Origin of the sequence: Mucilaginibacter flavidus (assembly GCF_024055575.1) — a bacterium.
GTDB classification, from domain to species: domain Bacteria; phylum Bacteroidota; class Bacteroidia; order Sphingobacteriales; family Sphingobacteriaceae; genus Mucilaginibacter; species Mucilaginibacter flavidus.
Map to the genome: position 1 here is coordinate 103,096 of NZ_JAMXOE010000002.1, position 14,409 is coordinate 117,504.

The window sequence follows — 14,409 nt, forward strand, 5'->3', positions numbered from 1 at the left end:
TTCGGTATAAAGCTACAAAATAGCCCTTACCTGCCAAACGCCCACACCAAAAACTTAGGCATAGCTTTGGCCCAGGTTTCGGTATTGTGGCTGCCGCCTACCATTTCAACGTATTGAACATCCGCCGGACGGGTAAAACCTTTATCTTCCAGCTCTTTTATCAGGTCGACGGTATCGTCAATCGAGTCAATTATCCCGTTTTTGTTGCGGTCGCTGGTTTCGTCTTTGGTGCCGGTTTGCAACCAGATTTTAATGCCGGGCTTTACTGCGGTATTCCGCACGATGCTGTGCATGATACGGTCGCTTTCGGTGTAACCTTTTGTCAAATCCTTGCTTCTCCACCAAAACGAGCCGGAGAATACACCTGTTTTGTCGAACAATTGTGGATTACTCCAGGCAATGTCAAGCGCAGACAATCCGCCTAATGAAAAACCGGCAAAAGCCGTTGAATTAAATGTCTCTATGCCGGTAAGTTTGGTAATTCCCGGTAATAGTTCAGTTTTAATAAATTCGGTGTATTGGGCTGCCTTTGCGCCGCGTTTTTTAAAATCGGGCTTGCCGGCTGTGCCATATTCCTGCAGGCGTTCGGGGCCTGCATGTATAGCCACCACCAACAGCGGTTTTATCCTGTTGGCATTCATTAAATCTTCCAGCGTATCCTTTAACTGCAGGCTTTCAATTTCCTGGCCGTCGTTAAGCAGCAATAAATTAAGGGGTTCTGTTATTTCGTTATCTTCGGGCATCAACAACGTGCAGGTTACATCGCGTTTCAGCACGTCCGATTTTAGGGTGATATTATTTTCAGTGATAGCTATCTCCATCTCAAGCCAGCTCGCGTACATCTCTATTAGTATTAATTAAAGGCGCAAATTTACGGATTTCAATTTGAAGATTAGCTGATTTGAAAATTTGATGATATTGAGTTGATAATCCGGCAGTAACTGTTGGTTTGGATAGCTGAAATTTAACCACAGAGAGTCAGAGAATACACAGAGAGCACTGAGCCAGTCATTTCGTTTTTTTTAATCTCTGTGACCTCCGCGTTCTCCCCCGTGTCTCCGTGGTTAAAACTGCAATTGATTTTCAAATCTTCTTATTTTCAAATCAATTTATTTGTAAATCAAATTATTCCCTATCTTACATTCATAAATAAATTAAAACGATTTGGTAGAAAAATATCACCGCTGGTATTCCCAGAACCTTGGGCTTGATGTAGAGATGCTGGTTTTTGGCGACCGCGGCTACCCTATCATCCTGTTCCCTACATCGCAAGGCAAGTATCATCAAAATAAAGATGAAGGGCTTATTGAAAGCGTGCGCTGGTTTATTGACGAGGGGCTGGTAAAAATTTATTGCCCCGATAGTTTCGATTGGCTTACCTGGTACAACAAAGGCGTTCATCCGCTCGAGCGGGCCAACCGCTATAACTGGTACGATAAAATGCTGAACGAAGAACTGGCACCCTGGGCCATGCATGAAACCGGCGTAGGTAAAGTGGCCACAGCGGGCTGCAGTTTTGGTGGCTATCACGCGGTTAATTTCGCACTCAAACATCCCGACAAAGTGGGCAACCTGTTCAGCATGAGCGGGGCATTTGATATTAAGCAATTTATGGACGGTTTTTACAGCGACGATGTATTTTACAACAACCCGGTTGATTTTTTACCCGGCAGCAACCTGCCCGATTTATGGCACATGAACATCATCCTCGGCACAGCAGAACATGACATTTGCCGGGAAGATAATAATCGACTGTCAAACATTTTAAGCCAAAAGCACATTAACCATTGGTTGGATGTTCGGCCCTTTGCAAGCCACGACTGGCCAATTTGGAAGGAAATGTTTCCGCATTATTTGTCGACGATAAAATAGATACAAGAGTCAAGAATAAAGATACAAGAGTCAAGAATAAAGAATAATCAAACACCACTACCATGAAAAAAATAGGCATATTATTCGGACAGGAAAAATCATTCCCGCAAGCATTTGTTGACCGTATCAACCAAAAAGCCGAAAAAAATATAAGCGCAGAGTTTGTGCGCATTGACAAGGTAATGCAGGCCGAGCCGCAGGGCTACGCAGTAATTGTCGACAGGATATCGCAGGACGTGCCTTTTTACCGGGCCATGCTAAAAAATGCAGCCATAACCGGTACTGCGGTAATAAACAACCCATTTTGGTGGAGCGCCGACGAAAAGTTTTTTAACAATGCGCTGGCGGTTAAAATCGGCGTGCCGGTACCTAAGACGGTGATACTACCGTCAAAAGACCACCCGGATGATACAACCGACCAATCGTTTCGCAACCTGGCTTACCCGCTGGACTGGGAAGGCATTTTTAAATATGTTGGCTTCCCGGCCTATATGAAACCGTTTGACGGCGGCGGCTGGAAAGAAGTTTACCAGATAAACAATCTTGATGAACTTTGGGACAATTACAACAAAACCAAACAATACGTAATGATGTTGCAGGAAGAGATAATTTTCGAGGATTATTTCCGCTGTTATTGCATTGGCGGCAAGCATGTGCGTATTATGCAGTACGAGCCGCGCAACCCGCACCATTTACGCTACGAACATGGCAAGGCACCGGCAGAAAAGAAACTGCTGGAAACTGTAAAAAACTATGTTATCAAACTGAATAAATATTTAGGCTACGATTTTAACACCGTTGAATTTGCCATTCGCAACGGCGTGCCGTATGCTATTGATTTTTGCAACCCAGCCCCTGATGCCGAAGTAACCAGCGTTGGCCAGGACAACTTCGACTGGGTAGTTGAAACCGCCGCTGATTACGCCATTGAACGCGCCAAAAAGCAGAAAGACGACAGCGATAACCTTACCTGGGGCGAGTATGTAAAAACAGGCGCAGCCGGGCATCACCTTTTATCATCAGAAAAAAAGGTGGAGAAGAAGGCTGACAAAAAAGAAGTAAGCAAGGGAAGTATTGACCATGGTATTGCGACTGAAGGAGAAGTGAAAGTTGCAAAGCCGAAAAGGGCAGTAAAAAAATAACGATGGGCTATCCATAGCGATGGGTTTTAAACCCATCGCTATGGATAATAAACAAACCAATTATAAAGGCTAAATAAAGATGAACGAATTTACCTTAGGTGTTGAAGAAGAATTTATGGTGGTTGACCCTGTGAGCAGGGAGCTAAAATCGCACGAACAAAAGATTGTTGACAGCGCCCAAAAGATACACGAGGACCAGGTAAAGGCCGAAATGCACCAGGCCGTGGTTGAGGTGGGCACCCATATTTGCCACAATACAACCGAAGCTCGTAAAGAAGTAGGCAAACTGCGCGGAACCGTGGCCATGCTGGCCGGCGATATCGGCCTGCGTATTGGCGCAGCCGGCACCCACCCGTTTTCGCACTGGCAGCACCAGCTGATAACCGACCACCCGCGCTATTTTGAAATTGTGGACGAGTTGCAGGAAGCCGCACGCTCAAACCTGATTTTCGGGCTGCATGTGCACGTGGGTATACAGTCGCGGGATATGGCCATTCATATTGCCAACCAGGTAAGGTATTTTTTGCCGCACGTGTATGCATTGTCGACCAACTCGCCATTTTGGGAAGGACGTAATACGGGCTATAAATCATTCCGCACCAAGGTGTTCGACAAATTCCCCCGCACAGGCATTCCTGATTATTTCAGCAGCATTGAAGAATATGATAATTACATCAAGCTACTGGTAAAAACTAACTGTATCGATAACGCCAAGAAGATATGGTGGGACATACGCGTGCACCCGTTTTTTGAAACTATCGAGTTCCGCATTTGCGATTGCCCTATGCTGATTGATGAAACCATGACTTTTGTGGCGCTGTTCCAGGCGCTGTGCGCTAAATTATATAAGCTTCGCCTGCAAAACATGTCGTTCATCAGCTATAACCGCGCACTTATCAACGAAAATAAATGGCGGGCAGCGCGGTACGGCATCGACGGTAAAATGATAGACTTTGGTAAGGAGATGGAAGTAAACACCCGTTCGCTGATATTGGAACTGCTCGACTTTATTGACGACGTTGTTGACGACCTTGGTTGCCGCGACGATTTGAACTATGTGCACAAAATATTGGAGCATGGAACCGGGGCCGACAGGCAATTAGCAGTTTACCAGCAAAATAATAACTTTGCAGACGTTGTTGATTACATTACGTCGCAAACGTTAAAGGGAATTTAATTTTTAAGATGATACAGACAGATAAGCCGGAAATCAAAGTTGCCATTCTTGATTTTTACGATGGGATAGCTAACGAGGGCATGCGTGCTTTCCGCGAGATTTTAGACAGGTACAAAGTAAAGAACGAACTGAATTTAAGCTACGAGGTATTTGACGTACGCAAGAAAGTTGAAGTACCCGGCACCGAATTTGATATTTATATTTCCAGCGGCGGCCCCGGCGATCCGATTGAAAGCGAAGGCAGCGAATGGGAGAAAAAATATTTCCAATTGGTTGATAAGCTGGAAGATCATAACCTGTCGAACACCTCGCAAAAAAAATACGGGTTTTTTGTTTGTCATTCATTCCAGTTAATGTGCCGCAAATATCAATTGGGCCATATCAATATGCGGAAATCACCGTCGTTTGGCGTGCTGCCGGTTAATCAAACCAGCGCAGGCAGAAATGAGCCTGTATTCGAAAATATGGCAGACCCGTTTTACACGGTCGATTCGCGACTTTGGCAAGTGATAAACCCGGATGAAAAACGCTTTACCGAGTTTGGTATGCAATTGCTGGCTATTGAAAAAGAACGCCCGCATGTTGATTTACCAAGGGCAATGATGGCCATCCGTTTCAGCGATTACTTTTTCTCGACCCAGTTCCATCCTGAAGCTGATGCAAAAGGTGTAAAATCGTTATTGCTGAAAGAAGAAAAAAAGAAAGAGGTAGTAAGCGAGCACGGCATTGATAAATACAACGAAATGCTGGAACGGCTGGAAGACCCTGATAAAATAACACATACCCAAAATACCATGATCCCCAACTTTTTGGACCAGGCTATTTTGAGTTTGCAGGAAGCATAAACTAAGATTTATAGGATTAAAAGATTCTTAGGTTCGCTTTTATTACCCAGCGTTTTCAAAATTGCAGACGTTAGTTTCTAATAAAAAACATGAACCCCGTCCTCAGAAAAACATACAACGCAAATTTCACCCCCGAAAAGTATAAAAACTTTATAGGTGATTTAAACGAGGGCTTGCGCGAGCCCATCGCTTTCCGCGTGGCCGAAACGCCTGTTTTTTTGACTGATGATTTCAGGGATAAATTAATCGTGGCAGGTAATGATATCGTTAAAACCATCCTGCAACCCAATTTTAAAGAGCTAACCGAAAGGGCGGTCCCGGAAAAATGGCGGGTAGCCAACGAAAACGATCATCCGCATTTCCTGGCTTTGGATTTTGGGGTTTGCAAGGATAGCGCAGGCAATATCGTACCCAAACTAATAGAATTGCAGGGCTTCCCCTCGCTATACGGGTTCCAGGTAAACCTGGCAGATAAGTTCCATGATAACTTCGATATTCCGACAGATCAAGCCATTTTTTTTAGCGGATTGGATAAAGAAGCTTATATCGATCTGCTTAAAAAAACCATTGTTGGCGATCACCAGCCCAAAGAAGTTGTTTTGATGGATGTGAATGCGCCTGAGCAAAAAACAGCGGTTGATTTTTACCTAACCCAAAAATTCATTGGCACACCGGTAGTAGCACTGGCTGATTTGGAACAGGAGGGGAACCAGCTTTTTTACCGTGTAAATGGCGAAAAGCAACGCATCAAACGTATTTACAACCGGCTGATATTTGACGAAATTGAATGCGATCCGGATATATTTGATAAAGTGGTGGATATAAGGCAGCCGCTTGATGTGGAGTGGATAACCCATCCCAACTGGTTTTATCGCGTGAGCAAATTTACCATGCCGTTTTTACAGGGTGATTATATCCCGAAAACGCAATTTCTGCACCAGCTTAAACAAATTCCTGCTGACCTGGAAAACTATGTGCTTAAGCCATTGTTTTCTTTCGCAGGACAGGGTGTTATCATCGACGTAACAGAAAATGACATTAAAAACATAAATGACCCGGAGAACTGGATATTGCAGGAAAAGGTAAATTATGAGCCTGTAGTACAAGCGCCCGACGGTGGTGTTAAGGTCGAAATCCGCCTGCTTTATTTATGGCCAAATGGTGATGAAAAACCAACCCTGGCCATCAATTTAGCACGTTTAAGCCGCGGGAAAATGATTGGCGTGCGCTATAACCAGGATTTTGACTGGGTGGGCGGAACGGTGGGATTCATGTCTTCGAAAGAAGAACCAAGAGCCAAGAATCAAGATTCAAGATAAAAAACGCACCCCAATCAGTCCTTGCTCTTGCTTCTTGGCTCTTGACTCTTTCGCCGTTAAACCTTATACTATTTCGGTTGTCTTTAGCGTATATATATAAATTGTATTAAATTTGTGACATGAACGTGCAGGTGACTATTATAGCGATACTATTTGCAGCAGCAGTATTTTATGTGTGCAGGCTGGTTTACAAAAACCTGTTTACCAAAAAAAGCTGCGGTGGCAATTGCAAATGCGGGGTTGATTTTTCGGCCATTGAGGCTAATAAACCATCGAAGTAAAAATAAGACCAATTTATATACTAACACAGTGTAGTATTTTCATATAAAAAAATTTAATGTCTGATAAACAGGTTTTCCAAACTGATACCCCTGGTAGATGGATCCGTTTTAAGTGGCTAAGCCGCGCAATTATAATTGTATTGGTTTTCAGCGTGGTTGCTGCTGCAATTACCGTAACGTCCAAGCATTACCCAAGCCTGCCGAATTTAAACCCGGCCCCAAAAAAGCTTACAAAAGAAGAACTTGACCAGCTAAAAAGATCGAAAAAGTTTAAAGATTTTAAGCTGGATAAAGGTGAGATACAAAAGCTTGCCCGCTCCCGTCATTTACATCAACTAAAACGCCCCAATAATAAAGACCGTATAAACGCTGCCTTTTACCGGCCATGGGAAGCGCAGGCGTACTCATCGCTTGTTGATAATTATCCGAAACTGGATATGGTGGTGAGTGAAGGATTTTCTATTCTGCCTAAGCGGGATACACTTGTTGCAAATATTGATACGGGCCTTATTAACCTGAATAAAAAGTATAAAAAACCGGTTTTAATATCACTGTCTAACTACGTTAATGAAAACAATGCCAAAGGCGGATATGACTCAAAAGATGTTGAGCGGATTATTAAAAATAAAACACTTAGGGTTGCATTTATAGACAACATTGCCAAACAACTTGCCCGTTTTAAGTTCCAGGGGGTAAATCTTGATTTTGACGAGATTAAAGACCGCAACAGCAAAAATTATATAGCATTTGAAAACGATTTGTACACCATACTGCATGGAGCGGGTTTTTTGGTTACGCAAAACGTTATACCTGATGACGACCAGTTTAACCTTGAGCGCCTGCAGCATATAAACGATTTTTTGTTTGTGATGGCTATTGACCAGCACAACGAAAGCAGCAATGCCGGCGACCTTTCAAACCAGCACTGGGTTGAAAAAATACTGGACGATGTTTGCACAAAAATACCAAGTGAGAAAGTTATTTTAACCGTTGCAGGCGGCGCAATTGATTGGCCGGAAACTAGTGTAGGTACCGGCATAGGTTACCCGCAAGCCATAAGTATAGCCCAGGAAAAAGGAAGCAAAATAACTTTCGACCCTGTTTCGGCTAATCTTCATTACAAATATTTTGATGACGACAGCCTTGAGCATACCGTTTATTTTACTGATGCTGCCACAAATTTTAACATTATCCGCATGGCGGATGACTGGGCAACCGGCGGTGTCGCTTTATGGCGTATGGGGTCGGAAGATCCTCGTTTATGGACATTTTTCGCAAAAAACCTGTCGATAGACTCGCTTAAAAAAACAGGTATTGATGTGAAACGGCTAACTTCTGTTGGTTTAAATAATAAAATCAATTACGACGGTAATGGCGAGGTGCTCGATCTGATAACCACCCCAACGCCAGGGCAAATTGACGTGCGGATGGATACAACAAACTATGTTATAACCCACCAACAGTATGTTAAACTGCCAACAAAATATGTAATAAAAAAGTACGGTTATGCGCCGGGCAAAATAGTGCTAACATTTGACGATGGTCCCGACCCCGACTATACACCCCGCATTTTAGATATTTTGAAACGTGAGAACGTGCCTGCCGCATTTTTTGTGGTAGGGTCGATGGCTGAAAAAAATGTACCCATTCTCCGGAGGGAGTTTGAAGAAGGCTACGAAATTGGCAACCACACCTTTTTTCATCCGGATATTTCAACAGTTAGCATATCCCGCGTTAATCTCGAGCTTAATGCTACCCGCAAATTAATTGAATCGGTAACCGGCCGCAGCACCATATTGTTCAGGCCGCCTTTCAATGCCGATGCCGAACCGCAAACCCTTGCAGAAGTTATCCCGGTGGCCGAAAGTCGCAGACAAAGCTATATTAACATTGGCGAGTCTATCGACCCATGGGACTGGCAGCCGGGCGTGACCGCTGATAGTATTATTGCCCGTACCATCAGGCAAAAAGACAACGGATCAATGCTATTGCTGCACGACGCCGGTGGCGATACCCGTGAGGAAACGGTAAAAGCATTGCCCGAAATCATTCATTTCTTTAAGAGTCACGGTTACAAATTCACCACTATTGCCGATGTTTTAGGTAAAACTAAAGACGACCTGATGCCGCCTATAAAAGACGATGCAAATTCGGGCGTGGTTGGTACGTTTTATAACTTTTTAATCGAGTTTTATTTTTACGGCAACTGGTTTTTGCTTTACCTGTTCCTGTCTGCCATCTTCCTGGCGGTTGGACGCGTGGTGTTAATTGGCATACTGGCAGTAAGGCAATACAGCGACGACCAAAAAGTGAACCGTAGCGTTGCCGACCCTACAACATTGCCACCGGTAAGCATAATTGTACCCGGATATAACGAGGAGGTTACGGCGATAAAAACAATACAAAGCTTGCTTAAAACTGACTATAATATCTTCGAAATAATTTTTGTTGATGATGGGTCGAAGGATAAAACCTTTCAGCTTGTCAATGACGCTTACGGGCACCATCCGCTGGTAAAAGTTTTAACCAAGCCAAACGGCGGCAAAGCATCAGCGCTAAACTTTGGCATAAGCCATGCGCAATATGAGTTTGTGGTTTGTATTGACGCCGATACTCAGCTTAAAGACGATGCCATCTATCATTTAATGACTTATTTTACCGACGAGGAGATAGGGGCGGTTGCGGGCACCGTAAAGGTAGGTAACGAAAACAATATCGTCACCCGTTGGCAGTCTATCGAGTATATTACATCCCAGAATATGGACCGCCGTGCTTTTGATCTAATTAACAGCATTACGGTTGTTCCCGGGGCGATAGGCGCATTCCGTAAATCGGCCATATACAAAGCCGGGGGTTTTACTTATGACACACTTGCTGAAGATTGCGATCTTACTATGCGCATATTAAAGCAAGGCTATATTGTAAAAAACTGCGCCGAGGCTATTGCCTATACCGAAGCGCCGGAAACCCTTAATGGTTTATTAAAACAACGTTTCCGCTGGAGTTTTGGCGTAATCCAGAGCTTCTGGAAAAATAAGGACGCCCTGTTCAACAAAAAATATAAGTTTTTTGGAATGCTGGGCATGCCTAATATTCTGGTGTTCCAGATTGTACTCCCCTTATTTTCGCCGCTGGCCGATTTGATAATGATCTTCGGGTTATTCAGCGATAAGCCCGGCAAAATCCTGATATTCTATGCTGCCTTTGTCGTGATAGACTTTATAGTAGCAATCATTGCGTTCTGGATGCAGAAAGAGGACTACAAAAAGTTGGTTTACATTATACCGCAACGCTTTATTTGGCGCCAGTTGATGTATTACGTTCTTTTCAAATCCATCCGCAAGGCCCTCAAAGGTGAATTGAGTGGCTGGGGTGCGTTGAAACGTACCGGGAATGTTATTGTGAAGAAAGAAGTTGTGAATAGTGATTAGAGGTTAGGGACTGGAGATAGGCGAAAATCGCTGACCCTTTGGTCTCTCATCAACTTTCCCACTTGTCTGCGTCATCAGTTGAATCAGCAACTACCTGCGATCAAAAATCAGCGGAATCAACGAAATCATGAAAATCAACGGTTCTTCGCTATCAAGCATACTGCATACGCAACAATGCCTTCTTCCCTCCCGATAAAACCTAACTGTTCGTTGGTAGTAGCTTTTATAGAAATATCTTCCACATCGATGCCCGCGGCTTTAGCTATATTGGCCTGCATCGCTGGAATATGCGGGTTAATTTTCGGCGCCTCAAGGCATACCATTGCGTCGATGTTATTTATTTCCCAGCCTTTTTCGCGCACCAGCACCATAACGTGTTGAAGCAATAACAGGCTGCTTATACCTTTCCAACGGTCGTCTTTGTTTGAAAAATGAAAGCCGATATCGCGAAGATTAGCTGCACCTAACAGTGCATCGCAAATGGCGTGTAATAAAACGTCGGCATCCGAGTGTCCAAATGCTCCGGCATGGTGCTCTAAATTAACTCCTCCTAAAACAAACGGGTGCTGCTCTTTTAGCTGGTGCACATCAAACCCAAAACCTACCTTAATTTTAGTCATTAATGTTTACGGGAATTTTTCTCGCCGCCAAAACTGGCCGATAAAGTGAAACGTAAAGTATTAGCCAGGGGGCTGTTTTGCTGGCTTGCAGCAAGATATGAGAAATCGAACGTAAAGCTTTCGTATTTAAAGCCAACGCCTGCAGTTAAATAGTGGGCGCCGCCTTTGTTGGCATTTTGATAATAGTAGCCTGTCCTTATGGCAAACAATTGATTATACCAATATTCAAAACCCGGCGAAATCGAAATTTCCTGCATCTCCTCTTTAAAGCCACCCGGAGCATCGGCAAATGAGCCAAAAATACCTGCCGGCACCGATATATTGTCGTCTTTACCTTTTATAATATTGCCATCCACATCCCTTATGGGCGGAGTTGGCACCAACAGCTTGTTAAAGTCAACAGTAAGTGTTATTTGGTTAAAATCATCAAGGTTGATGGTATTGGCAAACCCAATTTTTAAGTTAGCAGGCAAAAAGTATTTAGGCCCGGCATTGCTGTAGCTTATTTTTGAACCGATGTTTGAGATGTTAGTACCGAATGAAAAAACTCCATCGGTGCCAAATTCCTGCATCGGCTTATTGTAGTACAATGATACACCGGCCGAAAGTGCGTTACCCGCCTTTGCCTGCTGACCTGAGCCCGTTGCAAAGTATGCGTTTGACAGGCTGGAGTGTATAAAACCAACTGTTAAGCCCAACGAAAAGTTTTCGCCAAATTTACGTGCAAACGAGCCATTTACTGAAAATTCATTTGGAGTATAGGTTCCCTGCGGATTTTGGCTATTGTCAAAAAGTTGAATGCTGCCGTAATTAAAATACCGCAATGATGCGCCTATGGTATTGCGGTCGTCAACCTTATGTGCATAACTTAAATACGATAAACTGATGTCGGGAACCAATTGGCGCAGCCATGGGCTGTACGATAAAGACACATTGTCGTTATTTTCGAGATAGGCAAGTTTGGCAGGGTTCCAGAAGTTGGCGTTCACATCGGGTGTTAGTGCAACACCCGCATCTCCCATCGCTCCCGAGCGCGAATCGGGCGTAATATTTAAAAAAGGCACAGCTGTAGGTATGGCTGTAGCGTAATTTGAGCCATTAGAGCTGGTTTGTGAAAATGCCAATGCAGGCAGTAAAACCGAGACACCGACTATAATGGCTTTGCTGTATAAAAACTTCATCTGTGAAATTTACCCTTACTTTTAAAGTAATAAATATATGCTAATTGATGCCTATTACGTACATCCGTGCAAATAAGTTTTCCACCAAAAAAACAAGGAAAAATGTAACAAACCCGATACTTTTTTCGTTAAATGCCCGATAAAGTTTTAATTTCTTTTAAAGATTAGGGTTAAATAATTAGCATTTTAGGCAAAATGTTTTAAATTTACCCTTTAAATTAACTGTAGGAACATGAAAGTACTTTTTACTAAAACTGCAATAGTACTAATTTGCGCAAGCGCAGTGCTCAGCAGCTGTAGTAAGCATCAGCAATCTGACAAAACCGGGATGGCTTATAACGACAAAAACAATGGCGGTTATGAGAAATTCAGGCAAACACACCCATCACCGGGACCGGGCCTTATCCCTATTGAAGGCGGTACCTTTGTGGTTGGCGGCAGTGCGGACCAGGATGTTACTTATGAGTATAACAATATAAAACGCAGGGTAACTATCCCGTCGTTTTATATGGATGAAACTGAAGTTTCAAACCAGGACTGGTTAGATTACCTGCACTGGATAAATATCACCTACCCGCAGGACCATGAATTGTATTACAATGCAATCCCCGACACGCTGGTATGGCGCAAGCCGTTATCATATAACGAACCCTATGTTGATAACTATTTAAGGCATCCCGCTTTCCAGGACTACCCTGTTGTAGGTGTAAGTTGGGACCAGGTACAGGATTATTGTCAATGGCGTACCGACCGTACAAACGAAAATATTTTGCGTGAGCGTGGCAATTTAGTTGCATGGAAAGACATGAACGGCAATGGGAAAGGCAAAAACGCCGCCCCGGCGCCTGCCAGTAAAGAGCCTTTTAACACAGATATTTATTTGAACGGACAAATTAGGGGAGCCGGTATAGACGGCAAAAAGATGCTTCCCGATTTAAGCCCTAATGCAAAACCTTCGACCACCGGTAACGGAAAAGCTGGTAAAACTGTAAGGCCTGTGCGTTTAGAAGACGGTATATTAAAGCAAGGCTATCGTTTACCATCTGAAGCTGAGTGGGAATACGCAGCATTGGCGTTAATTGGCAATACCGAATTTGAAAATATTGACGATAACAAAGTATATCCATGGAACGGTCTTGGCGTACGTTCCTCAAAAAGGGCGACCCGTGGTTTACTGATGGCTAACTTTAAACGTGGCCAGGGTGATAATGCCGGCGTTGGCGGTTACCTGAATGATAAGGCCGACATTACTGCGCCTGTTAGGCAATACCCGCCGAATGATTTCGGCTTGTATAACATGGCCGGAAATGTAAATGAATGGGTACAGGATACTTACCGTCAAACTTCGTTTGAAGAGTTTGATGACTTTAACCCATTCCGTGGTAACGAGTTTACCAACAAAAGGTTAGCCGATCCTACAAAGGGTTTATATGCCAAAGACAAATACGGCAAACCGATTAAAGATCCTTCGCATTCGAACAAAAAAATGAAATACAGCGAGTTGGTTGCTATGCAGGCACAGGCGCAGGCAAATGGTAACGCTCCGGCTACTCCAGGTGCAGCCCCCGCTAATGGTAATAACCCTGCTGCTCCAACCACTACGTCTGCTATTCCGGGTGTTAGGAACGATTTGGCTGGAAAACCTTATAACGCTGACTACAGGGGCTATAATGATACTGTTGTTACCTCGCTTTATGGCAAAACCACGCTGGTTAACGACCACTCGAAGGTCTACAAAGGTGGCTCATGGAACGATCTTGCATTTTGGCTAAACCCCGCAACCCGTCGTTTTATGGACCAGGACGATGCAAGCGCCGAAGTTGGTTTCCGTTGTGCAATGACCCTGGTTGGTGCTCCTGAAATTCACCCTGAAGGTAAACCGCATTACAGCATTAAAAAAGGGAAACCTTACAAGGCAACAAGATAATTTGAATATTATATAATAAGAAAGGCGCTCCAAAACCGGGCGCCTTTCTTATTTCTACGCGTTACGATCCTTTTTAAAACATCATCAACACCTGCCCTTTTTCAACTTTATCGCCAGGCTTTATTTTCACGTTTTTTACTGTAACATCGGCTGGTGCTTTGATGATATTTTCCATCTTCATAGCCTCCAGTACAAACAGGTTATCACCTTTCTTAATTTCCATGCCTTCGTTCACAAATACTTTCAACACCATGCCTGGCATTGGCGCCTTTATTTCGCTGACCTTTGCAGCGTTCAGGCTGCTTAAACCAAGCTTGTCCAGCAGGATATCAAACTGATCTTTAGCCGTAACATTGTAGGTATTGTTATTAACCTTTATTTCGGCAGTTTTATCGGCGACATTAAAATTAACCACTTCAACATTGTACGATTGCAGGTTGTTAATAACGTGATAGGCTGATGCATTTAGCTGCTGTAAATCTGCAGTTATTTTGTCACCATTTATCAGCAGGCCTTTGCCGTTCTGATCTACGTCAAAATTGTATTTTTCGTTAACTTTTACCTGGAGCATGGAGTTAGAGATTAGTGATTGGAGATTAGTGATTAGTTAAAGA

Annotated in this window: 12 protein-coding genes; 8 read left to right on the forward strand and 4 right to left on the reverse strand. The window is 43.6% G+C overall.

What is annotated here, in order from left to right; translation table 11 throughout:
- Positions 1–26: 26 nt before the first annotated feature.
- Positions 27–842 carry an alpha/beta hydrolase gene (locus NAF19_RS04785; RefSeq protein WP_252788673.1) on the reverse strand — a complete coding sequence of 272 codons (816 nt, stop codon included), beginning with the start codon at positions 840–842 and terminating at the stop codon, positions 27–29.
- Positions 843–1,164: 322 nt separating this feature from the next.
- Between NAF19_RS04785 and NAF19_RS04790 the strand changes: the two genes are divergently transcribed.
- The 7 genes from NAF19_RS04790 to NAF19_RS04820 all read left to right on the forward strand — a co-directional run bounded on the left by NAF19_RS04790 (position 1,165) and on the right by NAF19_RS04820 (position 10,067).
- Positions 1,165–1,872: an esterase family protein gene (locus NAF19_RS04790; protein ID WP_252788674.1), complete on the forward strand. Its 708-nt coding sequence runs from the start codon at positions 1,165–1,167 to the stop codon at positions 1,870–1,872.
- 62 nt (positions 1,873–1,934) lie between these two features.
- A complete protein-coding gene (locus NAF19_RS04795) occupies positions 1,935–3,014 on the forward strand; it encodes an ATP-grasp domain-containing protein (protein ID WP_252788675.1) in 1,080 nt (359 codons plus the stop codon).
- 79 nt (positions 3,015–3,093) lie between these two features.
- Positions 3,094–4,191 carry a carboxylate-amine ligase gene (locus NAF19_RS04800; protein ID WP_252788676.1) on the forward strand — a complete coding sequence of 366 codons (1,098 nt, stop codon included), beginning with the start codon at positions 3,094–3,096 and terminating at the stop codon, positions 4,189–4,191.
- 8 nt (positions 4,192–4,199) lie between these two features.
- Entirely contained in the window at positions 4,200–5,036 is an 837-nt protein-coding gene (locus tag NAF19_RS04805; RefSeq protein WP_252788677.1) for a glutamine amidotransferase-related protein, read from the forward strand.
- An 89-nt stretch (positions 5,037–5,125) separates the two neighbouring features.
- Positions 5,126–6,355 (forward strand): hypothetical protein, encoded by a 1,230-nt coding sequence (locus tag NAF19_RS04810; protein WP_252788678.1) that lies wholly within the window; start codon positions 5,126–5,128, stop codon positions 6,353–6,355.
- Between the two features lie 119 nt (positions 6,356–6,474).
- Positions 6,475–6,636: a FeoB-associated Cys-rich membrane protein gene (locus NAF19_RS04815; RefSeq protein ID WP_252788679.1), complete on the forward strand. Its 162-nt coding sequence runs from the start codon at positions 6,475–6,477 to the stop codon at positions 6,634–6,636.
- Between the two features lie 56 nt (positions 6,637–6,692).
- Positions 6,693–10,067: a trifunctional glycoside hydrolase family 18/polysaccharide deacetylase/glycosyltransferase family 2 protein gene (locus NAF19_RS04820; protein ID WP_252788680.1), complete on the forward strand. Its 3,375-nt coding sequence runs from the start codon at positions 6,693–6,695 to the stop codon at positions 10,065–10,067.
- 134 nt (positions 10,068–10,201) lie between these two features.
- Here the strand turns inward: NAF19_RS04820 and ispF are convergent, their stop codons facing one another.
- Together ispF and porV are read right to left on the reverse strand one after the other, a co-directional pair.
- Positions 10,202–10,687: a 2-C-methyl-D-erythritol 2,4-cyclodiphosphate synthase gene (gene ispF / locus NAF19_RS04825; RefSeq protein ID WP_252788681.1), complete on the reverse strand. Its 486-nt coding sequence runs from the start codon at positions 10,685–10,687 to the stop codon at positions 10,202–10,204.
- Positions 10,687–11,868 carry a type IX secretion system outer membrane channel protein PorV gene (porV, locus tag NAF19_RS04830; RefSeq protein ID WP_252788682.1) on the reverse strand — a complete coding sequence of 394 codons (1,182 nt, stop codon included), beginning with the start codon at positions 11,866–11,868 and terminating at the stop codon, positions 10,687–10,689. The genes ispF and porV overlap by 1 nt, the downstream gene beginning before the upstream one ends.
- Before the next feature lie 232 nt (positions 11,869–12,100).
- On the opposite strand from porV, the gene NAF19_RS04835 reads away from it, so the two are divergent.
- A complete protein-coding gene (locus tag NAF19_RS04835) occupies positions 12,101–13,795 on the forward strand; it encodes an SUMF1/EgtB/PvdO family nonheme iron enzyme (RefSeq protein ID WP_252788683.1) in 1,695 nt (564 codons plus the stop codon).
- A 73-nt stretch (positions 13,796–13,868) separates the two neighbouring features.
- Here the strand turns inward: NAF19_RS04835 and NAF19_RS04840 are convergent, their stop codons facing one another.
- Entirely contained in the window at positions 13,869–14,366 is a 498-nt protein-coding gene (locus tag NAF19_RS04840) for an acyl-CoA carboxylase biotin carboxyl carrier protein subunit (protein ID WP_252788684.1), read from the reverse strand.
- Positions 14,367–14,409: the final 43 nt, after the last annotated feature.

Excerpts from the sequence above, each read along its gene's own strand:
- NAF19_RS04800 (WP_252788676.1), top strand. The coding sequence starts at position 3,094 with ATGAACGAATTTACCTTAGGTGTTGAAGAAGAATTTATGGTGGTTGAC.
- ispF (WP_252788681.1), bottom strand. The coding sequence starts at position 10,687 with ATGACTAAAATTAAGGTAGGTTTTGGGTTTGATGTGCACCAGCTAAAA.
- NAF19_RS04840 (WP_252788684.1), bottom strand. The coding sequence starts at position 14,366 with ATGCTCCAGGTAAAAGTTAACGAAAAATACAATTTTGACGTAGATCAG.
- NAF19_RS04835 (WP_252788683.1), top strand. The coding sequence starts at position 12,101 with ATGAAAGTACTTTTTACTAAAACTGCAATAGTACTAATTTGCGCAAGC.
- NAF19_RS04815 (WP_252788679.1), top strand. The coding sequence starts at position 6,475 with ATGAACGTGCAGGTGACTATTATAGCGATACTATTTGCAGCAGCAGTA.
- NAF19_RS04820 (WP_252788680.1), top strand. The coding sequence starts at position 6,693 with ATGTCTGATAAACAGGTTTTCCAAACTGATACCCCTGGTAGATGGATC.
- NAF19_RS04785 (WP_252788673.1), bottom strand. The coding sequence starts at position 842 with ATGTACGCGAGCTGGCTTGAGATGGAGATAGCTATCACTGAAAATAAT.
- porV (WP_252788682.1), bottom strand. The coding sequence starts at position 11,868 with ATGAAGTTTTTATACAGCAAAGCCATTATAGTCGGTGTCTCGGTTTTA.
- NAF19_RS04805 (WP_252788677.1), top strand. The coding sequence starts at position 4,200 with ATGATACAGACAGATAAGCCGGAAATCAAAGTTGCCATTCTTGATTTT.
- NAF19_RS04810 (WP_252788678.1), top strand. The coding sequence starts at position 5,126 with ATGAACCCCGTCCTCAGAAAAACATACAACGCAAATTTCACCCCCGAA.
- NAF19_RS04795 (WP_252788675.1), top strand. The coding sequence starts at position 1,935 with ATGAAAAAAATAGGCATATTATTCGGACAGGAAAAATCATTCCCGCAA.